Source organism: Daejeonella sp. (assembly GCF_030695525.1).
Classification (GTDB): Bacteria; Bacteroidota; Bacteroidia; order Sphingobacteriales; family Sphingobacteriaceae; genus Daejeonella.
In genome coordinates, this window is sequence record NZ_JAUYSS010000047.1 from 246,178 (window position 1) to 271,897 (window position 25,720).

Below are 25,720 nucleotides of genomic sequence, written 5' to 3' on the forward strand. Positions count from 1 at the left end.
TAATCAGGTTATGTTTTTCAGGTACTCAAACAGCAGGCCTTCTTTCAAGGAATAAGTTGACAATTTAAGTGATTTAAAGGCAAACTGATTCAGAACGTACTTTGTGATCAGGGTGGCCATTACGATCATATCAACTCTGACAGGAATAATTGCAGGGTTACTGCTGCGCTCAGCATGTGTGCTTTTCAGTATCAGTGCTGATATCTTCGCAAAATCCTTCAATTCAATCTTCAGTTCAGGATTTTCAAAACTTGCTTTAAATTGGGAATCAATGAGTGCAGCAAAAGTTTCAAACGCACCTGCAGAACCGATGAGAAGTTCAGGTTTATGAGTTTCGATCTGGGTTTTTAGCTCTGAAAGTTTGGTTGCCAGATATTTATTTAGTTTTATGATGTCGGCTTCAGAAATGGGATCTGAATGATGAAACTGTTCCATGAGGCGGGCAGCCCCAATGTCATAACTCCTTTTCCAGAATACCTCTTCCTTATTGCAGATGATAAATTCAACGCTTCCCCCACCAATGTCAATGATCAGGCATTTTTCATCTCCCATATTGATAGCAGCCCCGACACCAAGGTAAATTAGTTCAGCTTCCCGATCACCGGTAATGATTTCAGGAACAATTCCTGTTTCTGATTTTATTATCTCCAAAAACTCTGCCCCGTTGCTGGCAGTCCTGACTGCTGATGTTGCCGCAGCCCTGACAAGCTTAACCTGATACAGATCTATTGATTTTTTAAATTGTTTCACTGCTGAAAGTCCACGATCGAAAGCTGCCTCACTGATATAGCCTTTTTCGATTCCTCCCTCAGCTAATTTTACAGCAATGCTCTCTTCAAAAACAAGCACAGGCGCATTATCAATTATGTTTGCAATCAATAATTGAAAGGTATTCGTGCCGAGATCAAGGATAGCTATGGAATTCATTTTTTGGAGTTGTAAGTTATAAGAACCTTTAACTTTCTGCTTTAAGCCTTAAGCATTCCACTTTCAGCTTTATACTTTCAGCTCAAAGAACTAAATTTCATCTTAACCAGTATTAATACTTACAACCTATAACTTACAACTTACAACTCACTCTTTATACATAAACCATTTCCCCAACTCAGCGAAGCTTACCTTTTTTCCATACATCAGAATTCCTACGCGGTAGATACGGGAGGCCACCCAGGTTGTAAAAATAAACCCGCCAATAAGTAAGGCGATAGATAAGGCAAGCTCCCAGTTTGGTACTCCGAAAGGTAATCTAACCATCATCGCGATGGGTGAGGTGAATGGAATAATACTCAACCAGAAGGAGAGGCTGCTATCGGGATTATTGACAATAAAACTGAATGACATGATATAAGTAAACAGCAGTGGGAGGGTAATGGGCAGCATAAATTGTTGTGTTTCTGTATCACTGTCTACGGCAGATCCAACTGCCGCAAAAAGGGCGCTGTACAACATGTATCCACCAAGAAAGAAAATAATAAAGACCGGAAGGATATAAGTCCAGTTAACTGTTTGAACTGCCTTAATGATATCCATTCCTGGGCCATCACTGCTTGCAACAGCAGCCTGTTTGCTCATTGGCATTTCAGATTGTATCTGTTCCATTTTGCCTTTAAATATGATCTGACTTGCCACGGTCATCAGTCCTATCGAAAGGGTGATCCAGAGCAGGAACTGTGTTAAACCCACCAATCCGATCCCTATAATCTTTCCCATCATCAACTGAAACGGTTTGACAGATGAAATAACAACCTCAACGATTCTGCTGGTTTTTTCTTCAATAATTCCCCGCATTACCTGAATCCCATAAATGAAAAGTGACATATAAATCAGAATTGCTGCTGCGAATCCAACTGCCATTGCTGCGCCCGAGCTGCTGTCTTTTTCACCTTCGAGGGTTAATTCTTTCGAAACGACAGATAATTTTGGTTTTATCTTATCAAGTGTAAGGGCATCAATCCCGGCATCAGCGAGAAGTTTGGTACGCATCTGATCGTTCAGCTGGCTTTCTATTGTGCTAATCACAGAAAGCCCTGCTTTTTTCTGAGAAAACATTTCAACAGTACCGCCGCTGGAAATATCAGAAGGAATATAAAGTACAAAAGCATCTTCGTTCTTAACCACCTTCAGCTTAGCCTCTGTCAGTGTGAGGTCTGATTTACTAAATGTTGCTGACTTTTTATCTTCGAGGCCTTTATTGAATATTCCGCTATCATCAATGACTTCGACTGCCGGGATATTGTCGCCACCTTTAATTGATAGTGCAAATACCAGTGCGTACATCCCAATGATTAACAAAGGTACCAGAAAGGTCATGATCAGAAATGACTTCTTTTTTACCCTGCTGAAATATTCTCTTTTTATAATGAGTAGAATCTTATTCATTTTTCTGATTAGTTTTTTACGTTTTGAATAAAAATATCGTTCATACTCGGCACAATCTCCGTCAGTTCGGTGACCAGAACTTGTGGGATTAAGAAGTTCAATACATCGTTTGAAGAATAACCCGGATTGATTTGAATGGTCAGATGTGTGGCTTCATCATCTTTTTTCTCCTCTGTAATATTGAAAAGGGGTGTCTCCGCCGGATTCAGAATTCCTGAATAAGCTATTCTATAAGTATTATTTCTGTACAAATTCTTTATATCCTTCACCTTTCCATCAAGAATTTTCTTTGATTTATGGATCAGGGCAATGCTGTCACATAATTGCTCCACAGATTCCATCCGGTGGGTTGAAAAGATAATGGTAGCACCTTTTTGGTTTAATTCCAGGATTTCATGGGTTATTAACTGGGCATTCACGGGATCAAATCCGGAGAATGGTTCATCCAGGATGATCAGTTCAGGATCATGAACTACGGTAGCGATAAATTGTACCTTTTGCTGCATACCTTTGCTCAAATCTTCTACCTTTTTATTCCACCAGCTCTGAATGCCCATTTTTTCAAACCAATATCTGATCCTTGCTGTGGCATCAACCTTTGATAAGCCCTTTAGCTGTGCCAGATAAAGCATTTGTTCACCAATCTCCATTTTTTTATACAAGCCCCTTTCTTCGGGCAGGTATCCTATCTTAGAAATATGGGATGGATTGAGCTTTTCGCCATTCAATAATATTTCGCCCTGATCTGGTGCGGTAATTTGATTGATGATTCGGATCAGTGAAGTTTTTCCGGCACCATTCGGGCCAAGCAATCCGAAAATTGAACCCTGTCCGATCTCAATCGATACATTGTCTAAAGCCCTGTGATTAGCATATTGTTTAACTATATTTCTGATGCTCAGCATATTGTTGGATTATTCATAATTAGAGTAGTTTCTGATGGTTTTGTTACATTTTTGTTTAGCACATTCTTGGTTAAAGAGAGGTTTTATAAATATTTTGAAGAAATTATACTTCCCTTTCAAAGCGTTTGCAAACCCTTAGTTATTGAGACCTAACCAATTTTGCAATTTTCTGTGTATCCCCTGTTTCTTGTCTGATCTTGATCTGCCAATAAGAAACCCATATGGTTTAAGCGGTGTCACATGATCACAAATAATTTTGACAATTCCCAGCATTGGTATGGCGAGTATCATACCGGATATCCCCCATACAATCTCCATGAATACGATAATCAGAATGGTAAACAGTGGATTAATATTAACCTCAGAGCCTACAATTAATGGCTCAAGAAAATATGTTTGAATAAACTGAATCAGTAAATAGGTGATAACCACTCCAATAATCATTCCGTCACTTCCACCCTGCGACATTACTGCCAGTACAGTAATGAAGGTACCTGTTAAGTTTCCAATGAAAGGCAAAATCTCCAGAAGTCCGCATAATATGGCAAAAAAGATTGCACTTTTCACTCCTGCAATTGAGAAGCCTACACTGTACATTATCCATAGAATAACAATCATACTGCTCAGTCCGGATAAGTATTTCTGCGCTACTTTACCACTATCTAAAATTATCTTTTCGGCTTCGGGGTTTGCACTTGCAGGTACCAGCATAAGTATGAATTTTTTTAAGTGAGACCGGTAATAAATAAACAAAAAAAGGTAAACTATGACCAGAATAAAGTGGACAATTATGTTCATCACTGAACTTAATAATACTCCGGCCAAGCCCAATGTTCCTGAGGTGCCAGTAGTTTGTTTTGACATCCATTGCTTTTGTTTTTCAGATGATATGCCAATGTTTCTGGCTATAAATTCGCGGATGTTATCTGCAATTTGTTCAATACGGAATATGATTTCATGAAGATCATTAGAGATACCTTTTGCCTGCCAGGCAAGTAAACCTATCACACTGGCAACACATAAAAGGAAGAGCAAAACACAAAATACTCCAGCAAACAGACGGCTTATTCCTTTACTTTCAAGCCAGTGGGAAACTGGAACAAAGAGCATAGCCAAAAGAGTACTGATTGAAATTGGGATTAGAAACTCCCGTGCAAAATATAGTCCGAAGATTACTAAAAATGACAAAAATAAAACGAAAACACTCTTTGATAAAGTTAGAGATGATTTAATCATATCGGTTCTATATTCAGTAATTCTAAAGATAGCTGAAATTTTATTTTCTGTCAGTATTCAAGCTTAAAATGTTCCCCACTCCACTTTTTTATATTGGAATTTATATCTTTAAGATAAAGAGATTCAATGGAGCAGTTTAGATCAAAAAAAATAGTTGTGTTGTTTGTACTACTCCTTGCAGTAGGCGCATTATATATGCTTGCTATTTCAAATCAGAAAATAGACTATAATACTCATGTAAAGCCAATAATCAACAAAAAATGTATCTCCTGTCATGGAGGAGTAAAGCAGGAGGCAGGATTTAGTCTTCTGTTTCAGGAAGAAGCTTTAGGTCTTACTGAGTCCGGAAAACCGGCAATTATACCCGGTGATCCCGAAGGCAGTGAACTGATCAGAAGAATTACTCAAAATGACCCGGATGAAAGGATGCCCTACAAGCATGAAGCACTTTCTGAAGAGGAAATTGAAGTTTTCAGACAATGGATTAAAGAAGGAGCAAAATGGGGAGAACACTGGGCTTATGTGCCTGTAAAGAAGCAAGATATTCCGGATGTTAGCAATAACTGGATCAGGAATGATATTGATCGCTTCATTTATGAAAAACTGGAGGAACAAAAATTAGAACCCTCTGCAGAAGCTGATAAGGCAACTTTATTTCGCAGACTTAGTCTTGATCTCATCGGACTCCCAGCATCAGCCGCAATTTTTAAGAAATATTTTCAGGATAATACCGATAAAGCTTACGAGAATCTGGTAGATGATCTTTTGGCCTCCCCCCGTTATGGTGAGCGCTGGACATCCCTATGGCTTGATCTTGCCCGTTATGCAGATACCCGGGGTTATGAAGCCGACCGCGGACGAATTATCTGGAAATATCGTGATTGGCTGATCAAAGCATATAATACGGATAAGCCATATAATGATTTTTTGATTGAACAGCTTGCCGGCGATCTGATGCCAAACCCTGATGATGCTAAATATATCGCTACTGCTTTTCACCGGAATACAATGACCAATGATGAGGGTGGAACTGATAATGAAGAATTCAGAACTTCTGCCGTGATGGATAGGGTAAATACAACCTGGAGTGCTACTATGGGAACCTCATTTAACTGTGTTCAATGCCATAGTCATCCTTATGATCCTTTTAAGGCTGATGAGTACTATAAGTTCATGGCCTTTTTTAATAATACGCGGGATGAAGATACTAACGCTGATTACCCCTTATTGCGTCAATACAATGCTCAGGATAGTTTAAAACTTGTACAACTTACTGGCTGGCTCCGGAGTAATACTTCAGAAGCTCAGGCAAAAAAATACTATAACTTTCTTAAAACCTGGCAGCCTACAATAAATTCATTGCAATGCGATCAGTATGTGAATGCTGCTTTAATCAGTAGTTGGTTTGCAGGACTGCGTAATAACGGTACATGTCGATTAAAGGATGTGGTATTGCAGGATAAAACCCAACTCATGTTTCGATATAAAACCAATTTTGATGGGGGTAAGTGGTCTATTTACCTGGATACATTGAATGGGAAATTATTGAAAATTGTTCCGCTTGCAAATACAAAGGGAGAATGGAAAATTGTGACCGTTCCGATACCCGCTGAAAAAGGAAAGCGCAACCTGTTTTTTAAATATTATAGTCCTGCGATAAAAAATGCGGATGATACCGGTGTCCAGTTTGAGTGGTTCCAGTTTGACGTTCCCTTTCCCGGCAAGGAAAAACCAGGGTTTGAGCTGGCTTTGAGTAATTTCAACCAGCTGATGCAGGCTAAAGTTGATGAAACGCCAATCATGATCGAGAATAATAGAGAGCAGCTTAGAACTACTCATGTTTTTGAACGCGGCAACTGGATGGTTAAGGGAAATATGGTGGAACCGGGTGTGCCTGATATTATGAACCCAATGCCGGCAAATGTACCGAAGAACAGATTGGGGTTGGCCTTATGGTTAACAGATAAAAAGAATCCGCTTGTAGCCAGAACTATGGTGAACCGTTTATGGGAGCAATTGTTTGGTTTTGGGATTGCTGAAACACTTGAGGATCTTGGTTCACAAGGAATTGCACCTACTCATAAAGAATTGCTGGACCATTTGTCCTGGCAGTTTGTGAATGAATATAACTGGAGTATGAAGCGTCTTTTAAAAGAGATAGTTATGTCTGCGGCCTATCGGCAAAGTTCTGCAGTGACTGAGGAAAAGTTAAAAATCGATCCCAATAATCAGTTTTATTCCAGGGCATCCAGAATCAGACTTTCAGCAGAACAGCTCAGGGATCAGGCTTTAGAGGTAAGTAATGTATTGAGTAAAAAGATGTATGGGCCAAGTGTGATGCCTTTTCAACCTGAAGGAATCTGGCGTTCTCCTTATAATGGTGAAAAATGGATAATGAGTGCAGGTGAAGACCAGTACAGAAGGGCAGTTTACACCTACCTGAAGCGTACAGCCCCCTATCCTTCAATGATGACCTTTGATGGTGGGGCAAGGGAATCATGCCTGCCAAGAAGGATCAGAACAAATACCCCCTTACAGGCATTAACTTCTCTGAATGACTCAACCACTCTGGTCATTTCCAGAAGTCTGGCGCTACGCATGAAAGAACTTGGAGGGAAGGAAAGCAATATTCAGATTAGTAAAGGTTATGAAGCCATGATGTTTAAGCCGATTTCAGCAACAAAATTAAAGGCACTATCTGATTTGTATGCAGAAGCCCTCCGGAAATATAAAAAGGATAAAACGGCTATTTATCTATTAATGGGAGATAAAGAAAAGCCTGCCGATCCTGAAACTGCATCACTGGTCATTGTTGCCGGTGCAATGCTGAATATGGATGAATGGCTTAACAAAAATTAGATAAGGTCCAGCCATTGTAATAATATTGATTATGAAGAGAGATGTTCAGGCACAAAGCTTAGCAAGGGAAGCCGAACAGGCAGCATTGCAATTACATACCCGCCGTCATTTTTTAAAGGAAGGAGCTATGGGCTTTGGGGCTTTGGCATTAGGCTCATTGCTTGGAAGCTGTGGTTTTGGTGGTAGTTCTGCTCCTAATGCCCTGTTCGATGCTTCCAATCCGCTTGCACCTAAGCCTCCGATGTTTCCGGGGAAAGCTAAATCGGTCATTTATTTACACATGGCAGGGGCTCCTTCACAGCTGGAGATGTTTAGTTATAAACCAGAACTTGCAAAACTCGATGGGCAGGAATGTCCGCAGTCATTGCTTGAAGGTAAAAAGTTTGCATTTATCAGGGGGGTGCCTAAAATGCTTGGTCCGCAGGCCAACTTTAAACAACATGGAAAAAGTGGCTTATGGCTTTCAGATAATTTACCTCATCTGGCTACTGTAGCGGATGAGATTGCGATGCTGAATGCGGTTACTACCGATCAGTTCAATCATGCACCTGCCCAATTAATGATGCAAACCGGTTCAGCCCGTCTCGGCAGGCCAAGTATAGGTGCCTGGGTGACCTATGGAATGGGATCAGAAAATAAAAATTTACCGGGTTTCGTCGTTTTAACTTCCGGTGGCAATAATCCCGATGCGGGTAAAAGTGTTTGGGGAAGCGGCTTTTTGCCGAGTGTCTATCAGGGAGTTCAATGCAGGGGGGAGGGTGATCCGGTTCTGTTCATAAAAGATCCTGCAGGTATGGACAGGGATTTGCGTAAGGCATCCATTGATGCGATCAATAAAATAAATCAGGAACAGTTCGAAGAATTTAAAGATCCGGAAATTCTGTCGCGCATTGCGCAATATGAAATGGCCTATAAGATGCAAATCTCTGTACCGGAGGTAATGAATATTAATGATGAACCGGCATACATCCACGAGATGTATGGTACAGAACCGGGTAAAACAAGCTTTGCAAACAATGTCTTACTGGCCAGAAAGCTGGTTGAGAAGGGTGTTCGCTTTGTTCAGTTATTTGACTGGGGATGGGATACGCATGGTACTTCTGCCAGTGGTTCGGTAGATATTGGTCTGGTAAATAAATGCAGGAATGTAGATAAGCCGATCACTGCACTAATTCTTGATCTGAAGCAAAGAGGCTTGCTTGATGAAACCCTGATCGTTTGGGGTGCAGAATTTGGCAGAACACCAATGCAGGAGAATCGTGAAGGTAAGGATATGCCATTTAAAGGCAGGGACCATCATGCCGCTGCCTTCAACATGTGGATGGCTGGAGGCGGTATTAAAGGCGGTACCACTTATGGAGAAACAGATGAAATAGGGTATGATATTGTGAATGGCAAGACAGAAGCATTTGATATTCAGGCTACTATACTTAATCAACTGGGCTTTGACCATGAGAAATTCACCTATGAATCTCAGGGCAGACCATTCCGTTTAACGGATGTTGGAGGGAAAGTGATAACCGATATTTTAGCATAAACGATTTTTGCGGAAATTATATGAGACAAGACAGAAGAAAGTTCATTAAAAAATCGGTCGCAGGTTCGGCTGCATTACTAGTATCCTCCTTAGAATCTTACGCATTACCCAATATGACTACATCTTCTGTGAATAAAAATTACGATCTGAAAATAATGGCCACCAGTTGGGGCTATCAGGGAACAATGGATTCGTTTTGTGCAAAAGTGAAAAAGGAAGGATATGATGGGATAGAATTATGGTGGCCTACGGATAATAAAAAGGCGCAGGATGAAATATTTGCTGCCCTGAAGACTTATGATCTCGAAATCGGTTTCCTCTGCGGGGGATCTCAGTCCAACCCGCAGGAGCATCTCGAATTCTACAAAAGAATGGTGGATGCTGCCGCAAAGCAAAATATCCAGCGACCACTTTATATTAACAATCATTCCGGAAAAGACTATTTCAGTTTCGATGACAACAAAAAATTCATCGAGCATACTCAGGAATTGGCTAAAGAAACCGGCCTGTTAATTTGCCATGAAACACATCGCGGCAGGATGTTGTTTGCAGCACATATCACAAGAAATTTTCTTGAAAAATATCCCGATCTCAGGCTGACATTAGATATTTCTCACTGGTGCAATGTTCATGAGAGTTTACTTGCTGATCAGAAGGAGACCATTGATCTGGCATTAGCACGGACTGATCATATTCACGCACGTATTGGCCATCCCGAAGGCCCGCAGGTAAATGACCCACGTGCACCTGAATGGGAACAAACTCTGAAACAGCATTTTGATTGGTGGGATAAAATTGTGGAGAGGAAGAGGAGAAACGGAGAGCGGGTTACTGTTCTTACGGAATTTGGACCGCCCGATTATATGCCCACCTATCCATATACCAGACAGCCATTGGCCGATCAATGGGCCATTAATGTGCACATGATGCATTTGCTTAGAAAAAGATATTCCTGATTTCATATTCCCTGAATGAGCACATTACTTATTTTTTTGTTTAACCTGCCTGATTTTGCCGGGAGCTTTCACCCTCTGTTAGTACATCTCCCGATCGGAATATTGCTGCTCGCCGCCTTGTTTCAATTATTATCTCGGAAGGAAAAATATCAGTCCTTGTCTTCAGCGGTAGGTATTTCTTTGTTTATTGGAATGGTCAGTGCGATTGCATCCTGTATCAGTGGCTACCTGCTGTCAGGCAGCGGTGATTATGATGAAGACATGATTTTTAATCATCAATGGTCCGGTATCGCGCTTGCTGTAATTTCGATTTTTGCATGGTATTTAAACCGGAAGGGAAGGCAAATTACCTGGATTACTGCTCTTATGGTGTTTCTGATTGTCCTTACCGGGCATTTTGGAGGTTCCATAACTCATGGTTCAGATTACCTGACAAGGGCATTCTCAGCAGACGGTTCAGGGCAGGCTGAAGAAAAAAGAAAGCCTATTCCGAACGTTCAGCAAGCGCTTGCTTATCAGGATGTTATCAAGCCAATTCTGACTTCAAAATGTTATAAATGTCATGGGCCCAATAAACAGAAGGGAAAACTAAGACTAGACATTCCTGATTTTATTTTAAAAGGAGGCAAGGGTGGAAAAGCAATTATTGCCGGAAATACCGATGAAAGTGAATTGATTAAACGGATCTTATTGTCAAAAGAGAGTGATGATCATATGCCGCCTCTTGAACAGCCGCAGCTTACTAAAACCGAAATGGATCTGATCCATTGGTGGGTTAGCAGCGGAGCGGATTTTAATAAAAAGGTAGCTGACCTGGCTCAATCGGAAAAAATAAAACCGGTGCTTTTATCTCTTCAATCTGAAGAAAAGACTGAATCAGTTTTAATCTCTGATATTCCGGAAAAGACTGTCGGACAAGCAGATGCAAAGGTCGTTCAGGACCTGCTTGCCCGTGGTGTTGCGGTTATACCGGTCGCACTAAATAGTAATTACCTTTCTGTCAATTTTGTAGCACTTGATTCAATCACGAATAGTGATTTGCAATTACTGGAAAAATTAAGCAAGCAAGTGATATGGTTAAAAATCGGAGACTCCAATCTGGATGATAATAAACTAAAATTAATTTCGAAATTGTCTTCACTTACCCGTCTTTCCATTGAGCGTACTAAGGTGAGTGATTCCGGAATTGCCTTGTTGAACAGTTTGTCAAAACTGACTTACCTTAATCTGGTTGGCACTGCTGTAACATCCAAGGGGCTAAACCAGTTGAAATCATTGAAAGACCTGAGACAGATCTTTTTATACCAGACTGCGATTTCGGAAGCTGAGTTCAGTCAGCTCAGTAAATTATTTCCTAAAGCTGTTATTGATACCGGGGGGTATAAACTTCAATTTCTGGAAAGTGATACTGTGGAATTAAAATCAGCAAGAGAAAAGTAGTTGGATTTTGAGTTGAATATTAATAGGAAATTAACATGCATGTAAAAATTAACATGCAGATTTGGAATGGGTGTTATAATAAATAAAATTTAGAGGTAATGAAAAAAAATGTGAATAGTCAGAGCCGAAGGAAATTTATTCAGCAGATTTCTTTGGCATCCGCTTTATTGCTCAGTGGCAAGATTACTGATCTTTCTGCAGAAGAAGTTTATGGTCTGAAAGCCAAAGTTAGGCTGAGATTTGTGCTTGCATCCGACTTTCATTATGGGCAACCGAATACAGCATTTGATGAAATGACTGATAAGGTGATCAATCAGATTAATTTATTCAATAAGAGTAATCGTATTGATTTTTGTGTGCTCAATGGCGATATAATTCATAACGAAGAGAACCTTTTACCTTTGGTCAAGATAAAAACAGATAATCTTCAGGTGCCCTATTATGTTGTTAGGGGAAACCATGACATGGTAACAGAAGAACAATGGAATGAGGTATGGAAAATGCCTTTGAACCACAGTTTTGAGGCTAAGGGCTCGGCATTTATACTTGCAGATACTTCAAATGTGCAGGGAACTTATGTATCACCCGATCTGCAGTGGTTGAAGGAAAAGCTGGAGCAATACAAAAGCAAAAAGAACGTATTTCTGATTCTGCATATTCCTCAGGCAAAATGGACTAAACATGCGATTGATACCCCGGAGTTTTTCGAACTAATACATAAATATCCGAATATCAGGGCCGGATTTCACGGGCACGAGCATGATCAGGATGGAGTGATTATGGCGAAAAATATCCCATTCTTATTCGATTCGCATGTTGGAGGAAGCTGGGGAACACCTTATAGAGGTTTCCGGGTCGTGGAGTTATTGAATGATGGGACACTTGTTACCTACATGATGAACCCAACAGAAAAACAGGGGGAACTTAAATATTAAAGCAGGGTCGGTTTCTCCTCAGACCTGCCTGTCCCTAGCTAGCGCACGCGCAATGTCATTAAGTTAAGGATTACGATCCTGACGAAAGTCAGGATCGTAATCCATTATTAAAAAAACGCATTGTCATTCTGGCGAAAGCCAGAACCTTCTGCCCATTAAATAATGGCATTGCGCACGCCTGAAGCAGCGTCGGGCTGCCCTTCCCAATGAAAAGCAGCTCTGGGTAAAATAAACCTTGCCGGAGGAGGTAGCTTCCGGCTATAGGTAATTTGATGTAGAACGCGAATTCTTGACTGATAACCCCGTAGGAAAGGACTGAACTAACCTATAGCATGCAGGTATTGCTTTCCAAAATCAAATTATTTCGGATCCAGAACCTTATCTTACCAATTATAGCGGTATTATTTTAGCCTTCATTATACCGGAACTCAGGTTATAAGGTATATTTAACTCCTCCAAAGAAATTGCGTTTAGCTGCTGCATTGAAAAAGCGGCCCCCAAATGCATTTGTATCATTCCCAAGGCTATAAGTTTCATTCAGCAGATTGTCTACCCCTGCATAAAAATCCAGAACAGGTTTGCCGGGTTTGGAACTTCTCCAACCTGCTTTGAAATGCACCAGGTCAAAACTTCCTGCGTATACGCTGTTTGCATCATTCAAAGGAATTTTTGAAGTATAATTGTGCTGTGCAAAGAGGTAAAAATTCTTTTGAAAGCGAAAATCCAGACCGCTGACTATCACACTCCTGGGTGTACCGGTTAAACGGTTTCCTGAAAAATCACTGGTTCTAATCTGGTAATCTCTGAAAAAGTATTTACTGAGTGTAAAACTGTTTTGCAGCTGAAGTCCGCTTAAAAAACCTTTTGAACCCGGTTCGATAAGCCAATAGCTAGCCTGGGTCTCCACACCTGTTTGTCGGGTACCACCGGCATTCAAATAAAACTCCGTATCATCTGCGTTTACACGACGAACAATTGCATTCTCAAGACGATACTGAAAAATGGAGGCATCCATCCATAGACGGTCATTGCTGTTACGTAAACGGAAACCTGCTTCATAGTTCCATCCAGTTTCAGAATCCAGAGTGGTATTGATTATATTGTCTGAAGCTCTAACCTCGGCAATTGTTGGAGGTGAATAACCTCTGCTAATAGTTGATCGAAGAGCCAGTAAATCTGAAAGCTGATAAGATAGTGCAAATCGTGGCATTAGTTCCGGATCAAAATTGCGTTCAAATCTGCTTGCATATGATCTGATATCTTTTGAAAACTTATATCTGTAATAATTTAAGCTGGCTGCAACTTCTGCGGTAAGCTTATCGCCGATATTTGCAGAAAAACGTGTGAAATAGAAAAATTGACGCGAAAGTATATCGTCCTGGGCCTGCAGACTACCCTGTACTCCACTGTTATTATTGTAATTGGCTATATCAGCACTGGTACCCTGCAATTCAAGTCCTGCATTCCATTTCCAGTTTACTGTTTTGTCTTCATTCCCGGATAATTCGAGGTAGGTTCTTATTCCACCAGTATATTCTTTACGGATCTCATAATTGGTAATGAATGGATTCAGATAATCGGTTTTTGAACCAAAGACTGCAAAAACATGTCTTAAATTATCGGTTATCTTTGCATCATTTACTATTCCTGCATATAAAGTATTGTTTTCAATCCTTGCTTTTTGTGCAACAGGTCCTGCGACGAATGCGGTCGATGGTCTGGCTGCCTGTGGATTGGCAGTGTATTGTGCTAATGTTAAACCTCCGGGAGTTTTGTATTCCAGATCAGAGTAGAAAGCAAGTACACGAAGCTGATTCTCCTCTGCATAATTCATACGATACATCAGTTGTGCATAATGACGGCTCATGGCACTATGTTCGCGGTAGCCATCTGATCTCTGATAAGAATGATTAATATTCAGGTACTGGTTTTTGAATTTTTTCTGAACAGCCAGTTTCTCATGAAATAAACCATATGATCCGCTGCTGATACCTGCAGATGCCCAGCTACTGTCGGCATTATTATCCACAGGGTTTATCAAAACAACTCCGCCGGAGTTTGCTCCGAATAAACTGCCATCCGGACCTTTTAAAACTTCGATATTATGGATGCTATTCACATCAATCAGATTCAGATAGGTATTTCCTCCCGCATCTGTCAAAGGGAGTTCATCCAGATAAATTTTTACGTTTCTTACCCCGAAAGGTGATCTGAGAGAGCTTCCCCGAATAGAGAGCCGATAACTTCCCGGTGATCTTTCTTCCATTCGGATGCCCGGGACTGTATTAAGCGCGGGCACCATTGAAATGCCGGGTTGGTCTCTTAATTGTTTATTACTGATTAAACTTACAGATGATGGAACTTTTAAAATGGGTTGTTCTGATAAGTAAGCCCTGATCACAATCTCGTTTACTTTCTGAACCGAATCTACTTTGCTTTGGGCAAAGCTCACATTCACTAATAATGTAAAAATCAGGATGAATTTTATTCCTCTTAAACTAAAATATCTGCTTATTTCCATTTCTTATTTTGACTATTTTTTTTTTCTTAGGCGGGGCTAATTTATTAAAACTTCTAATGGTTTTTGTGTTTTTAAGCTATGATAAAGTTTAATTGATGTAAAATTTTTGAGTGAATTGCCTGAATAAAGCATTGATTCGCTTATAAATAAAAAACCACCCGGCTAGGAATGGTTTTTTTAAGTTGATTAAATAAAAAACTATATTAATTCTATCTATTCGAAATATTCCTTCATTTTATCGAAAAAGCTCTTTTCATTTTTTCCCGGCTGGGGTTTGAAGTTCGGAGATTCCCTGAGTCTGTCAAGTATTTCAATCTCATCCTTTGATAATGCTTTTGGAGTCCAGATATTGACATATACAAGTTGATCCCCTTTGTGATATGAATTCACTTCAGGTACACCCTTTGCTTTAAGCCGTAAAATCTTCCCGCCCTGTGTGCCGGGATCAATCTTAATTTTTGCTTTTCCATCAATGGTTGGAACTTCAATGCTGGCACCGATGGCAGCATCAATAAAACTGATGTGAAGGTCGTAAATGACATTATTCCCCTCGCGTTTTAATGATTCATGAGGGATTTCTTCAATAAGAATAATCAGATCGCCAGGAATACCACCTCTTGGTGCAGCGTTTCCTTTGCCACTCATCGAAAGTTGCATGCCTTCACTAACCCCTGCAGGAATATTGATGCTTATTGTTTCTTCTCCTCTTGTAAGCCCATCACCGTGGCAAACAGTACATTTTGAAGTAATCTGCGTTCCTTCACCATTACAGGTAGGGCAGGTGCTGGTAGTTTGCATCTGACCTAAAATGGTATTGGTTACCCTTCTTACTGCTCCGGATCCGTTACAGGTACTACAAGTATTAAAAGAGGATTTATCTTTTGCCCCACTTCCATCGCAGGTGTCACAAATCACTTGTTTGTTAACTTTTACTTTTTTCTCAACTCCCTTGGCTATCTCTTCAAGACTTAATTTAACCTTGATGCGAAGATTACTTCCTCTGGAAGCACGGCGTCCACCTCTGCTCTGTTGCTGACCACCGAAAAAACTATCAAACGGACTGCCAGCACCGCCGCCACCGCCAAAGATGTCTCCAAACTGACTGAAGATATCTTCCATATTCATGTGACCACCACCATAGCCGCCGCCATTCGGACTGGAAGCTCCACCAGCATGACCAAACTGATCGTACCTCTTTTTCTTATCAGGATTGCTCAACACCTCGTAGGCCTCTGCGGCTTCCTTGAAATTCTCTTCAGATGCTTTATCTCCCGGATTTTTATCCGGATGATATTTAATTGCCATTTTCCGATAAGCTTTCTTTATCTCATCGGCATTAGAACTGCGTGTGACACCAAGTATGTCGTAATAATCTCTTTTAGCCATTTTTATAAATCAACAATATGCATTATGTTTAATTGAGCAATTATCTCTGATTTGAATATAATTGCCAGCATATTATTTTATGCACCAATAATAACTTTTGCAAAGCGTATAACCTTATCATTCAGTAAATACCCCTTTTCTAACTCATCAATCACCTTGCCTTTCAAATCAGCTGAGGGTGCCGGAATACTTGTAATACCCTCATGCAGGTCGGCATCAAATTCTTTGCCTATTGATTCCATTTCCTTCAAACCTTTTTGGTTAAGGATACCTTTTAATTTATGTTGAACAAGTGTAACCCCTTCTTTCACAGCAATTACATCAGTGGCAGTTTCTATTGATTTTTGCGCCCTCTCAAAATCGTCGAGTACGGTTAATAAATCAGATATGACATCTTTTCCTGCTATCTGCAATAATTCCAGGCGCTCCTTACTTGTGCGGCGTTTAAAATTGTCAAATTCTGCATATAAACGCAGGTATTTATTCTGCCATTCGGTTGCCTCTGCCTTTAATTTATCTTCCTCTGAAATTTGGGACTCCGAATTTGCAGAAGAAGTACCTTCTTCTACATCACCTATAACTTCATTGTTATCAGTTTCATTTCCAGGCAGCATTTCATTTTGTTCTGTATTTTCAGGATTTTGATTCACTTCCATTTTGTTCTTCTTCTTTTTATTCAATATTTCTGAAAAGTTCATATTAACTCTTGGCAATTTTTTTGCCAAAGATAAAATCAGTCAAGCTGTCAGTGTTTTTGCAGGATAGAGGCTTAAAGAGCAAGGAACAAAGACAGGTCTACCGTCAATAAAAATTATGATTTAATTGAGCTTGAAATCAAATTAGTGTTATATCTGTTTTAATCTTTGCTCTATATTTTGACATCTTCATGAACCAAACCAGCTTCACATTTGATAATTCTGGATGGGAAGGTTCTGATGATATGGTAATCATGTGAGGCCATCAAAACCGCAGTACCCGACTGACTGATCTGCTTTAAAAGCGTAACAATCTCTTCGGATGTTTCAGGGTCAAGATTCCCTGTTGGTTCATCGGCAAGTATTAATTCAGGGTCATTGAGTAAGGCTCTTGCTATGACAACGCGCTGCTGCTCCCCACCGGATAATTCATGAGGCATTTTTTTGATCTTTGAACGTAATCCTACCTTTTCCAGAACATCAAGTATGCGTTCTGAAATTAGCTTTTGATCCTTCCAGCCGGTGGCTTTCATTACAAATTCAAGGTTTTGTTCAATCGTACGATCGGTCAGTAACTGAAAATCCTGGAAAACAATTCCCAGTTTACGACGAAGAAAAGGGATGTCTTTTTCTGTTAGTTTCTTAAGATCAAAACCTGCAACAAGTCCATCTCCATTCGAAATATGCAGATCACCATAGATAATCTTCAATAGACTGCTTTTTCCTGAACCGGTTTGCCCGATCAAAAACACAAACTCACCCGGATTGATATGCAGATTTACATTGCTTAGTACCAGGTGCTTTTGCTGATATACATCTACACCATCTAATTTTATAACGGAGTTACCGATCATAATTCTAGTTTTAAAATTTGCCCGAAAGGCAGGTCTTTAATTTTATTCATAATGTAATCTGCCTGCTCTGCAAGTCCCGCTTTCTCCAGTGCTTTTTCAGGCCGGTCAACGCGAAAATACGCCAGAAGGGTGAATTTTTCATCACGCAATTGAACATAATCCGGGATTTTAGAGCCTCCCTTTACTTTAATCACATACATTGTGTTCAAAGTTAATTATTTACATTTAGTATCAAGTATCAAGAGCCAAGAATCAAGACTGGATTAAGCTTCATTTGGTATTTTTTTTAAGAACACAGAGATGAAGTATTCTTTATTTTAGCATCCTATTATCAGACCTCATACCTCATACCTCATACCTCATACCTCAGCCCTCATACCTCAGCCCTCATTCATCAAAACCTCCTACCTAAGCTCTCTTAAAAACTTCATCGTATCCACACCATCGGCATAATCAAAAAGACCGGGGCACTGGCTTTGGCCAAATGCTACTGTGCTTAGGGGCAATTTGGTATTTGATACAATGCACTGGATCAGATCTTTATTTTTCGTTAATTCTATGCCCACTTTTTCAAGGCTCTGATATTCTTCATAATATAATACTGCCAGAGGGGATACAAAGCGCGAGTCTTCTTTCAATAGCAGAAATCCATTGTCGAGGTGTTTATCAAGATTGACCAGAAATATCGACTTGTTATAATCGTAATTATTATTGTATTTATGATGATCGGCCACCGGTTTAAATTCTTCAATCGACTCAAAAAATATCCTGAAATCATAGCCTTGAGGTACATAGATCTTTGAGACATTCCTGCAGCCTAGTCCGAAATAATCAAAAATATCATGCCCAAGAGCTTTGAGCTCTTCCCTGCTCTCCTGACCGGTTAATACAGCCACACTATTTCGGTTTTTGCGGATGATGTGCGGTACTTTACTGAAATAATAGTCGAAATATCTTGAAGTATTGTTGCTACCGGTCGCGATTACTGCATCAAAATCTTTTAACCTATCGATATAACTTATCTGTTGCTCAAAATCAGGCTCAATTTCAATTAGTTTTTTCAATATAAAGGGTATAAATTTTTGATCCTGTGATGATAGTTTTATCAGGGCTTTGTGCCCGGATGCCAGTACACAAAGAATATCGTGAAATCCAACTATTGGAATATTACCTGCCAGAATTAAACCTATTGAGCGCATGCCTGGTTCGGCATTTGATGGTTCATTTTTTAGCCATATTTTCAGATTCGGTCCGTTCAACATTCCCGCTATTGCACGCACAGCCATTGCAGCACTTTGAGGAGTGAACCAGGCATTGTATTGATGTGCAGAGTCGATTAGTGCACTTAATTGCTCATCTGGTTGTGCCATGATATGGCCTAAAGCCTCAAAAGCCGCGATTCGTTGATTGCTTGTCAAAATCTTACTCATTCAAATTTTTACTTCAAATAATGTTATATTTGTGCCATACTGAAAAATGAGTTTCTTCTCAATTTTAGTGCAAAAATAAATTAAAAATAGACTTTTAGATAAGATGGCAATTAAAATCACCGATGAGTGTATTAACTGCGGGGCTTGTGAGCCCGAATGCCCAAATAACGCAATTTATGATGCCGGTGCAGCATGGAGATTTTCTGATGGTACAGGGTTAAAAGGACTCATTGATTTTGGAGACGGTTCAACCCTGAATGCCGAAGAAGCACAGGCTGCTATTTCGGATGAAGTATATTATATTGTTTCGGATAAGTGTACTGAATGTGTAGGTTTTCATGATGAACCTCAATGTGCCGCAGTTTGTCCGGTAGATTGCTGTGTTGATGATGAAGATGTTCGCGAAAGTCGTGAGGAATTGCTCGCCAAGAAAGCATGGTTGCACGTTGAATAAGCAGAGATAGGTTACATTAGCTGACTGATACTTCAAACCACTTTTTCAGGTCTGTTTTTTTTATTTATTTCTTTTCAGGATTAGGAATAATTAATACAGGGCATTTTGATTTCCTGGCGACACTCTCTGAAACACTTCCTGAGATAAAATGATCAAAGCCTGTTCTGCCATGGGTTCCCAGAATAATGAGATCAGCTTTGCATTCCTCAGCGACTGAAAGAATCTCATCCTGAGCTCTGCCAATCCGGTTATAAGTTGAAATCTCTACTTTGTCGCCATGCTTTTCAATTAACCTTTTAAAGAGATTTTTACTCGCCTCTTCCTGTATGTTCATAAGTTCAGGGATCATGGCCGGCGACTCATTAAGTAATGGATCAGCACTGTAAGATGAAGCGATTGGGATTTCATCAGCATGAACCAGAATGATTTTGGAACCTAGATTTTTGGCAAGTAATACACCATAATTTACTGCCAACTCAGAATATGGGCTTTCTTCAACCGCTATAAGTATTCTGTTGATGTTTTCAGGACTTATCATAATTCTTTTCTGGTTAAATTTAAGTGATTTTGGTATTTGAATTCAATTATTGCTCAATTTAAGGTAAAATTGGTTTATTTGCAATATGAATCAACAGTTTGGTGTCTGTAATCTTGCACTTGTCCCGCTCCGGACTGATCCTTCTGATAAGAGTGAAATGTGCTCCCAGTTATTATTTGGGGACTGTTTTTCGATACTTGAAATTGGAGAAAAATGGACAAAGCTTATTACAAGCTACGATGATTATGAAGGCTGGATAGATAATAAGCAATACATCGGGATCACTGATGCTGCACATGCAGGCTTATCAAATCTGAATGCAATACTTGGTTTATCTGCCGTTCATGCTGTATTGAAAACCGATACTTCAGAAGTGCTGAATTTGCTTGCTGGTACCATTATTCCATATACCGTAGATAATTATTTCTATCTGGGAGAAACCAGATATAAACTTGAAGGGCAAGTCCACCATCCGAATGTTAATGAGTTCAGATCTTCAGTTTATGAGGCGGCTATGTTCTATGTGAATGCACCGTATCTATGGGGAGGGCGTTCAGTTTTTGGGATTGATTGTTCAGGGTTGACACAACTGGTGTTTAGACAATTCGGTATCCGTATAAAACGGGATGCCTGGCAGCAGGCCGAGCAAGGTCAATTATTAGGATTTATTCAGGAAGCCAGAGCCGGTGATCTTGCTTTTTTTGATAATGATGAAGGGCGCATTACCCATGTAGGAATCATGCTTGATAATGGACGTATTATTCATGCTTCTGGAAGGGTACGGGTCGATCCGGTCGACACTCAGGGCATATTTAATAAAGAACTGAATAAGTACACGCATAAATTGAGGATTGTTAAGAGGTTTAATTGAGTACTGAGTACTGAGTATTGAGTATTGAGTATAGAGTATTGAGAAGCAGTAACCAAAAGAATCCTAATAATTAGAATTGAATTGAGAATTGAATTCCGTCATGTCGACGAGCGAAACATATTTTGAATTTACCGGAATATTTGCGCGAGGAGAGATCTGTTGCAAATGCAGTAGAGACCAGATAGCTATAGGGTTGATAATTGAAAATTAATCCTTCATGGCTTTGAAAATTAAATTTGCAATGAACCGGGAATTTACCAACAACCAACAACTAACCGCCAAAATCCACTTTCCAAATCTTCAACAATTTATCGTCACTTACTGAAATAAGCTGATTATCAACTGGTTCCCAAATAATTTTATTAATAGACAGCCGGTGTGCATTATAACCTTTTTCAAGGCTGATGGTTTTCTTTAAGGTATAACCCTCTGTTTCCCATATTTTAATGCTTTTATCTCTGCTTGCAGTGGCAAGATAAGGCAGATTCGGGTGAAATGCTATACTGTAAATCGAAAATAAATGGGCCGGAATACTCTGAATTAAGGAATAGTCTGAGGTACTCCAGATCTTCAATTGAGCATCCCTGCTACTGGATAAAAGGTGTTTCCCATCCGGAGAAAATTGTATTGAACTGACTGGCATAGTATGCTCATCAATAATATGAATCAGACTATAATCTTCGAGATTGTAGATCCTTACTGTATTGTCTTTACAACCAAAAGCGACTGTTTTTTCATCCGGACTAATACTGATTACCCTGACCGTATTTGAAGAGACCTTAAATGAAAATAATAGTTTAAGGCTTTTAATATCCCAGATACTGACAGTCCCGTCTTCGGATGAAATGATCAGTTCATTTTTTGAACGGACAGATTTGATATCAAAAACCGGAAGTTTATGGTGATCTAATACAGCAACAATCTTTTGATCCTCAAAATTGAAAACATCAACCTGACCGCTACGTTCAGCAGCAAGAAGGAGTGGGGCAGAAACCGAGCAATGCAGACTGTATACCGATGATTTAACCGGAAAAAGAACCTTGATAAAGCCAGGTTTTTTTACATTCCATTCCACAACCCCTTTGTCATTTCCTCCTGTAAAGATAATCCCCGCCTTCTGAGAATTCTCTACAGTAAAAATAGGATTTTGATGCCCTGATAAGGTAGCTGTATTTTGAATCTCAATCATATTGGAAGGTACCAAAAAACTATTTTCCCGAATGTCTGCCTTCCAGGTTTTGGGCAATTTTTTCGAGACGGACATTCTTTTCTTTTAACAATACCAGAAGGTGAAACACCAAATCAGATGCTTCATTGATTAAGTCATTTTCGGTTTCATTCAGAGCAGCAATCACGGTTTCAACACCTTCTTCCCCAACCTTTTGTGCAATTTTGTTTAATCCTTTATTACGAAGCTTGTTGACATACGATCCTTCTAAAGGATTTGCATAACGATCTTCAATGATTTTCTCCAGTTCAAAAATGAAATTCTGGTTAAAAGCTGTATCGAAACAACTTCTGTTTCCTTTGTGACAAGTTGCTCCAACAGGATTTACCTTAATCAGCAGGGTGTCATTATCACAGTCCTCACTAATGGATACTACATTGAGAAAGTTTCCACTCTCTTCTCCTTTTGTCCACAAACGGTTTTTCGTTCTTGAAAAGAAAGTAACCTTATTTTCAGACAGTGTTTTCTGGTAAGCTTCTGCATTCATATAGCCAAGCATAAGTACTTCCAGTGTTTGCTCATCCTGAATAATAACAGGTACCAGGCCTTCTCCTTTATTGAAATCAATCGTCATTTTCTCCGGACTTATATTCTAACCTCGATATTATTTTGCTGCAGCACTTTTTTAAGATCGGGGATCAGAATTTCACCATAGTGAAAAACTGAAGCCGCAAGTGCTGCATCAGCATTACTTATTTTAAACACATCCACAAAGTCCTGTATATTTCCGGCGCCGCCGGAGGCAATCAAAGGAATGCTCAGTGTATCATTTATTTTCTTTAACAGGGTATTGTCAAAACCCGCTTTTGTACCATCGTGATCCATAGAAGTCAGGAGGATTTCTCCTGCGCCTCTGCTCTCTGCTTCCCTGATCCAGTCTTCGGTTTCAATTTCTGTAGCGATACGACCTCCATTCAAATGGACATAGTTTTTGCCATTGATATGTTTGGTGTCGATGGCAACTACAACGAACTGCTTACCAAAGGCCAGTGCGAGTTCATCAATGAAGGCCGGATTTCTTACAACCGCAGAATTTACAGATATCTTATCCGCTCCTGAGTTAAGAAGAATGTCGGCATCAGAAATTTCATTTATTCCACCACCAATTGTAAAGGGTATGTTTACCTGCCGGGCAACAGCTTTAACCAGTTCTACTATTGTTTTTCGCCTCTCATGCGTTGCGGTAATGTCCAGAAAAACAAGTTCATCCGCGCCCTGTTGTGAATACTGATAGGCAAGTTCAACCGGATCCCCGGCATCCCTTAAAGCAACAAAATTGACGCCCTTAACTGTGCGACCATCTTTTACATCCAGGCAAGGTATGATTCGCTTTGCCAGATCATTGCCTGCCATTAGAGCTTCAGTTTTTAGGCTTGAGGATTCCAAAACTTAGATATTTATTTAGAAACTGATTAGTGCTTTCAGATTCCAGTCCTTAATTTCCTCTATTGAAATTCTTCCTTCATAAATTGCTTTTCCAACAACACAAGACTCGACTTTGATTTTCTGCAATTCTTTAATATCCTCCATCGAACTTATTCCACCAGAGGCAATCAGTTTTATGAAAGGGGAGTGCTCAAGCAGCTTTTTATAGAGACTAACCCCGGCACCACCCAGTTTTCCATCTTTGTCGATATCAGTACAAAGAAATCTGAAAAATCCAAGATTTAAGCATTTATCAACATAATCCATCAGTTTAATAGGAGAACTTTCCATCCATCCCGAATATTTGATTACCTCATCAAGTACATCAATAGCCACCACAACCTGATCCTGACATTTCTCCTTGCCGCAAACTTCCTCACTTAATTCCTGAAGGAAATTCACATTTGTAATGGCCTGTGTTCCAACTATGACGCGGTGGACTCCTGCATCAATCAGTTCTTTCACTTTATCGATGCTTCTGATTCCACCACCATACTGGATCTTTATACTCGTCTTGTGAATAATATCAAACAAATATTTCTGATTGCTAAAATCCCCCTTGGCACCATTCAGATCAATGATATGAATAAATTCGGTACCATTAGATTTGTATTTTTCAATCATCTCCTCGAGGGTAACATCATAAAATGTTGCCTGATCGTAATCACCTTCGCGTAAACGGACAACTTTTCCGTTTAAAATATCAATAGCTGGAATTATATACATGAGTTTATGCTAAGTGTGCAAAATTTTTCAATAATTGTTCGCCGGCAATGCCGGATTTTTCAGGGTGAAACTGAACGCCATAAAAGTTATCTTTCTGTATAACAGCAGAGAATTTTATTCCGTATTCTGCTAAAGCAATCGTAAAATTAGAATTAAATTCTATATAATAGGAATGAACGAAATAAAAATGAGTTCCCGGTGCAATATCACTGAATAAAGGATTATCAGATGACTGAAAGACTTTGTTCCATCCTGTATGTGGAACCTTAATATTTAATTTGTCGCTGAAAAGCCTGGTTTTCAATGGAATAATACCTGTAAGTGCAGAATCGCCTTCTTCAGAATGAGTGGTTAGCAATTGCATTCCCACGCATATTCCAAGAACCGGTTTCCTGAGAGCAATAATAGACGGCACCAGACCTGTATCTTCCAGTTTTTGCATTGCAGAACCTGCATGGCCTACACCAGGAATAATATATCGGTCATATTTCTCAAAGTCTTCAGCTGTTTTAATCATCCCATAACTTAAGCCCAGGCGATCAAGTGCAGCGGTTAACGAAAAAATATTTCCGGCACCATAATATACTATGCCGATCATAATACTCCTTTAGTACTTGGTAATTCTGTTCCGGTAATTTGAATAGCCTGCTTAATGCTTTTTGCCAGGGCTTTAAAGCTGGCTTCAATCATATGGTGGGTATTACTCCCGTCAATAATTTTTAAGTTTAAATTCATTCCGGCATGTTCCGAGAATGATTTCATCCAGTGTTCAAACATCTCTGTGGGGAAATCACCTACATACTCCCGGTCGAATTTACCTTCATAAATAAAATAAGCGCGGTCAGAAAAATCAATGGCGCATTGAACCAGGGCTTCGTCCATAGGCAATAGGAATCCATAGCGCTCAATTCCGCGCTTATCACCCAATGCCTGTTTAAAGGCTTTGCCCAATGCAATTGCACTGTCTTCTATCGTATGGTGCTCATCAATTTCAAGATCACCTTCGACCTTCAGAGTCAGGTCAACACCAGAGTGCTTTGCCAGCTGATCGAGCATGTGATCATAGAATTTCAATCCGGTATCTATCTTATGTTCGCCATTTCCATCGAGATTCAGACTTAGTCTGATCTTTGTTTCCTTCGTATTGCGTTCAAGTTCAACCAGCCTGTCCTTTTTACCAGTTAGGAATTTGCAGATCTCCGGCCAGCTACTGCTGTTCAGGGCTGTATTTTCCAAATTCCTGTCTGAAAAATAGATAGCCTTACAACCCAGGTTTTTTGCAAGCTGAACATCTGTTTCCCGGTCTCCTTTGGAATAGGAATTATGCAGGTCAATCAGGTTGGAT

General features: G+C 39.8%; 24 protein-coding genes. 7 read left to right on the forward strand and 17 right to left on the reverse strand.

Features of this window, described 5'->3' with window-relative positions:
• Nucleotides 1-3 precede the first annotated feature (3 nt).
• The 4 genes from Q8S11_RS11245 to Q8S11_RS11260 all read right to left on the reverse strand — a co-directional run bounded on the left by Q8S11_RS11245 (nt 4) and on the right by Q8S11_RS11260 (nt 4,520).
• Entirely contained in the window at nt 4-927 is a 924-nt protein-coding gene (locus Q8S11_RS11245; protein WP_305662191.1) for an exopolyphosphatase, read from the reverse strand.
• 147 nt (nt 928-1,074) lie between these two features.
• Nucleotides 1,075-2,379: an ABC transporter permease gene (locus Q8S11_RS11250; protein WP_305662192.1), complete on the reverse strand. Its 1,305-nt coding sequence runs from the start codon at nt 2,377-2,379 to the stop codon at nt 1,075-1,077.
• Between the two features lie 8 nt (nt 2,380-2,387).
• Nucleotides 2,388-3,284, reverse strand: coding sequence for an ABC transporter ATP-binding protein (locus Q8S11_RS11255; RefSeq protein WP_305662193.1), 897 nt, complete (start codon nt 3,282-3,284; stop codon nt 2,388-2,390).
• A gap of 135 nt (nt 3,285-3,419) precedes the next feature.
• Entirely contained in the window at nt 3,420-4,520 is a 1,101-nt protein-coding gene (locus Q8S11_RS11260) for an AI-2E family transporter (protein ID WP_305662194.1), read from the reverse strand.
• 126 nt (nt 4,521-4,646) lie between these two features.
• On the opposite strand from Q8S11_RS11260, the gene Q8S11_RS11265 reads away from it, so the two are divergent.
• The 5 genes from Q8S11_RS11265 to Q8S11_RS11285 all read left to right on the forward strand — a co-directional run bounded on the left by Q8S11_RS11265 (nt 4,647) and on the right by Q8S11_RS11285 (nt 12,247).
• Nucleotides 4,647-7,379, forward strand: a complete 2,733-nt coding sequence (locus Q8S11_RS11265) for a DUF1553 domain-containing protein (RefSeq protein WP_305662195.1) — start codon at nt 4,647-4,649, stop codon at nt 7,377-7,379.
• Nucleotides 7,380-7,410: 31 nt separating this feature from the next.
• The gene (locus tag Q8S11_RS11270; protein ID WP_305662196.1) at nt 7,411-8,916 is read left to right on the forward strand and encodes a DUF1501 domain-containing protein; all 1,506 of its coding nucleotides are present in this window, start codon (nt 7,411-7,413) and stop codon (nt 8,914-8,916) included.
• Between the two features lie 20 nt (nt 8,917-8,936).
• Complete coding sequence (locus Q8S11_RS11275) at nt 8,937-9,872, forward strand: sugar phosphate isomerase/epimerase (protein ID WP_305662197.1); 936 nt, start codon at nt 8,937-8,939, stop codon at nt 9,870-9,872.
• Between the two features lie 15 nt (nt 9,873-9,887).
• The gene (locus Q8S11_RS11280) at nt 9,888-11,312 is read left to right on the forward strand and encodes a c-type cytochrome domain-containing protein (RefSeq protein WP_305662198.1); all 1,425 of its coding nucleotides are present in this window, start codon (nt 9,888-9,890) and stop codon (nt 11,310-11,312) included.
• Between the two features lie 98 nt (nt 11,313-11,410).
• On the forward strand, nt 11,411-12,247 hold the full coding sequence (locus Q8S11_RS11285) for a metallophosphoesterase (RefSeq protein WP_305662199.1): 837 nt from the start codon (nt 11,411-11,413) through the stop codon (nt 12,245-12,247).
• A gap of 433 nt (nt 12,248-12,680) precedes the next feature.
• Here the strand turns inward: Q8S11_RS11285 and Q8S11_RS11290 are convergent, their stop codons facing one another.
• The 6 genes from Q8S11_RS11290 to Q8S11_RS11315 all read right to left on the reverse strand — a co-directional run bounded on the left by Q8S11_RS11290 (nt 12,681) and on the right by Q8S11_RS11315 (nt 19,133).
• The gene (locus Q8S11_RS11290; RefSeq protein WP_305662200.1) at nt 12,681-14,768 is read right to left on the reverse strand and encodes a TonB-dependent receptor; all 2,088 of its coding nucleotides are present in this window, start codon (nt 14,766-14,768) and stop codon (nt 12,681-12,683) included.
• 213 nt (nt 14,769-14,981) lie between these two features.
• Nucleotides 14,982-16,154: a molecular chaperone DnaJ gene (gene dnaJ, locus Q8S11_RS11295; RefSeq protein ID WP_305662201.1), complete on the reverse strand. Its 1,173-nt coding sequence runs from the start codon at nt 16,152-16,154 to the stop codon at nt 14,982-14,984.
• Between the two features lie 77 nt (nt 16,155-16,231).
• Nucleotides 16,232-16,852 (reverse strand): nucleotide exchange factor GrpE, encoded by a 621-nt coding sequence (locus Q8S11_RS11300; protein WP_305662202.1) that lies wholly within the window; start codon nt 16,850-16,852, stop codon nt 16,232-16,234.
• Nucleotides 16,853-17,022: 170 nt separating this feature from the next.
• Nucleotides 17,023-17,703, reverse strand: coding sequence for a cell division ATP-binding protein FtsE (locus Q8S11_RS11305; protein WP_305662203.1), 681 nt, complete (start codon nt 17,701-17,703; stop codon nt 17,023-17,025).
• Nucleotides 17,700-17,903: a fructose-6-phosphate aldolase gene (locus tag Q8S11_RS11310; RefSeq protein ID WP_305662204.1), complete on the reverse strand. Its 204-nt coding sequence runs from the start codon at nt 17,901-17,903 to the stop codon at nt 17,700-17,702. Before Q8S11_RS11310 ends, Q8S11_RS11305 begins: the two co-directional genes overlap by 4 nt.
• Nucleotides 17,904-18,107: 204 nt before the next feature.
• The gene (locus Q8S11_RS11315) at nt 18,108-19,133 is read right to left on the reverse strand and encodes an acyl-CoA reductase (RefSeq protein WP_305662205.1); all 1,026 of its coding nucleotides are present in this window, start codon (nt 19,131-19,133) and stop codon (nt 18,108-18,110) included.
• Between the two features lie 103 nt (nt 19,134-19,236).
• Between Q8S11_RS11315 and Q8S11_RS11320 the strand changes: the two genes are divergently transcribed.
• A complete protein-coding gene (locus Q8S11_RS11320) occupies nt 19,237-19,587 on the forward strand; it encodes a 4Fe-4S binding protein (protein WP_305366030.1) in 351 nt (116 codons plus the stop codon).
• 64 nt (nt 19,588-19,651) lie between these two features.
• Here Q8S11_RS11320 and Q8S11_RS11325 read toward each other — a convergent pair whose 3' ends face one another.
• Complete coding sequence (locus tag Q8S11_RS11325) at nt 19,652-20,125, reverse strand: universal stress protein (protein WP_305662206.1); 474 nt, start codon at nt 20,123-20,125, stop codon at nt 19,652-19,654.
• An 85-nt stretch (nt 20,126-20,210) separates the two neighbouring features.
• Here Q8S11_RS11325 and Q8S11_RS11330 point away from each other — a divergent pair, with 85 nt between their 5' ends.
• Nucleotides 20,211-20,996: a C40 family peptidase gene (locus Q8S11_RS11330; RefSeq protein ID WP_305662207.1), complete on the forward strand. Its 786-nt coding sequence runs from the start codon at nt 20,211-20,213 to the stop codon at nt 20,994-20,996.
• A gap of 271 nt (nt 20,997-21,267) precedes the next feature.
• Here Q8S11_RS11330 and Q8S11_RS11335 read toward each other — a convergent pair whose 3' ends face one another.
• From Q8S11_RS11335 to hisB, 6 genes are all read right to left on the reverse strand, one after another.
• Entirely contained in the window at nt 21,268-22,260 is a 993-nt protein-coding gene (locus tag Q8S11_RS11335) for a WD40 repeat domain-containing protein (protein ID WP_305662208.1), read from the reverse strand.
• Complete coding sequence (hisIE, locus tag Q8S11_RS11340; RefSeq protein ID WP_305662209.1) at nt 22,205-22,798, reverse strand: bifunctional phosphoribosyl-AMP cyclohydrolase/phosphoribosyl-ATP diphosphatase HisIE; 594 nt, start codon at nt 22,796-22,798, stop codon at nt 22,205-22,207. Before hisIE ends, Q8S11_RS11335 begins: the two co-directional genes overlap by 56 nt.
• A gap of 11 nt (nt 22,799-22,809) precedes the next feature.
• A complete protein-coding gene (hisF, locus tag Q8S11_RS11345; RefSeq protein ID WP_305662210.1) occupies nt 22,810-23,577 on the reverse strand; it encodes an imidazole glycerol phosphate synthase subunit HisF in 768 nt (255 codons plus the stop codon).
• Nucleotides 23,578-23,625: 48 nt separating this feature from the next.
• Complete coding sequence (gene hisA, locus Q8S11_RS11350; protein WP_305662211.1) at nt 23,626-24,375, reverse strand: 1-(5-phosphoribosyl)-5-[(5-phosphoribosylamino)methylideneamino]imidazole-4-carboxamide isomerase; 750 nt, start codon at nt 24,373-24,375, stop codon at nt 23,626-23,628.
• A 4-nt stretch (nt 24,376-24,379) separates the two neighbouring features.
• On the reverse strand, nt 24,380-24,973 hold the full coding sequence (gene hisH, locus Q8S11_RS11355) for an imidazole glycerol phosphate synthase subunit HisH (RefSeq protein ID WP_305662212.1): 594 nt from the start codon (nt 24,971-24,973) through the stop codon (nt 24,380-24,382).
• A partial coding sequence (gene hisB, locus Q8S11_RS11360) for an imidazoleglycerol-phosphate dehydratase HisB (protein WP_305662213.1) occupies nt 24,970-25,720 on the reverse strand: 751 nt, incomplete at its 5' end. The genes hisB and hisH, both read right to left, overlap by 4 nt.

What these genes read in the sequence shown, in the direction of transcription:
- Q8S11_RS11250 (WP_305662192.1), bottom strand. Translation starts at nt 2,379, where the DNA reads ATGAATAAGATTCTACTCATTATAAAAAGAGAATATTTCAGCAGGGTA.
- hisF (WP_305662210.1), bottom strand. Translation starts at nt 23,577, where the DNA reads ATGGCAGGCAATGATCTGGCAAAGCGAATCATACCTTGCCTGGATGTA.
- Q8S11_RS11330 (WP_305662207.1), top strand. Translation starts at nt 20,211, where the DNA reads ATGAATCAACAGTTTGGTGTCTGTAATCTTGCACTTGTCCCGCTCCGG.
- hisA (WP_305662211.1), bottom strand. Translation starts at nt 24,375, where the DNA reads ATGTATATAATTCCAGCTATTGATATTTTAAACGGAAAAGTTGTCCGT.
- Q8S11_RS11275 (WP_305662197.1), top strand. Translation starts at nt 8,937, where the DNA reads ATGAGACAAGACAGAAGAAAGTTCATTAAAAAATCGGTCGCAGGTTCG.
- hisIE (WP_305662209.1), bottom strand. Translation starts at nt 22,798, where the DNA reads ATGACGATTGATTTCAATAAAGGAGAAGGCCTGGTACCTGTTATTATT.
- Q8S11_RS11270 (WP_305662196.1), top strand. Translation starts at nt 7,411, where the DNA reads ATGAAGAGAGATGTTCAGGCACAAAGCTTAGCAAGGGAAGCCGAACAG.
- hisH (WP_305662212.1), bottom strand. Translation starts at nt 24,973, where the DNA reads ATGATCGGCATAGTATATTATGGTGCCGGAAATATTTTTTCGTTAACC.
- Q8S11_RS11325 (WP_305662206.1), bottom strand. Translation starts at nt 20,125, where the DNA reads ATGATAAGTCCTGAAAACATCAACAGAATACTTATAGCGGTTGAAGAA.
- Q8S11_RS11305 (WP_305662203.1), bottom strand. Translation starts at nt 17,703, where the DNA reads ATGATCGGTAACTCCGTTATAAAATTAGATGGTGTAGATGTATATCAG.
- Q8S11_RS11315 (WP_305662205.1), bottom strand. Translation starts at nt 19,133, where the DNA reads ATGAGTAAGATTTTGACAAGCAATCAACGAATCGCGGCTTTTGAGGCT.
- Q8S11_RS11255 (WP_305662193.1), bottom strand. Translation starts at nt 3,284, where the DNA reads ATGCTGAGCATCAGAAATATAGTTAAACAATATGCTAATCACAGGGCT.
- Q8S11_RS11335 (WP_305662208.1), bottom strand. Translation starts at nt 22,260, where the DNA reads ATGTCCGTCTCGAAAAAATTGCCCAAAACCTGGAAGGCAGACATTCGG.
- Q8S11_RS11260 (WP_305662194.1), bottom strand. Translation starts at nt 4,520, where the DNA reads ATGATTAAATCATCTCTAACTTTATCAAAGAGTGTTTTCGTTTTATTT.
- Q8S11_RS11265 (WP_305662195.1), top strand. Translation starts at nt 4,647, where the DNA reads ATGGAGCAGTTTAGATCAAAAAAAATAGTTGTGTTGTTTGTACTACTC.
- Q8S11_RS11245 (WP_305662191.1), bottom strand. Translation starts at nt 927, where the DNA reads ATGAATTCCATAGCTATCCTTGATCTCGGCACGAATACCTTTCAATTA.
- Q8S11_RS11280 (WP_305662198.1), top strand. Translation starts at nt 9,888, where the DNA reads ATGAGCACATTACTTATTTTTTTGTTTAACCTGCCTGATTTTGCCGGG.
- Q8S11_RS11300 (WP_305662202.1), bottom strand. Translation starts at nt 16,852, where the DNA reads ATGAACTTTTCAGAAATATTGAATAAAAAGAAGAAGAACAAAATGGAA.
- Q8S11_RS11320 (WP_305366030.1), top strand. Translation starts at nt 19,237, where the DNA reads ATGGCAATTAAAATCACCGATGAGTGTATTAACTGCGGGGCTTGTGAG.
- Q8S11_RS11310 (WP_305662204.1), bottom strand. Translation starts at nt 17,903, where the DNA reads ATGTATGTGATTAAAGTAAAGGGAGGCTCTAAAATCCCGGATTATGTT.
- dnaJ (WP_305662201.1), bottom strand. Translation starts at nt 16,154, where the DNA reads ATGGCTAAAAGAGATTATTACGACATACTTGGTGTCACACGCAGTTCT.
- Q8S11_RS11290 (WP_305662200.1), bottom strand. Translation starts at nt 14,768, where the DNA reads ATGGAAATAAGCAGATATTTTAGTTTAAGAGGAATAAAATTCATCCTG.
- Q8S11_RS11285 (WP_305662199.1), top strand. Translation starts at nt 11,411, where the DNA reads ATGAAAAAAAATGTGAATAGTCAGAGCCGAAGGAAATTTATTCAGCAG.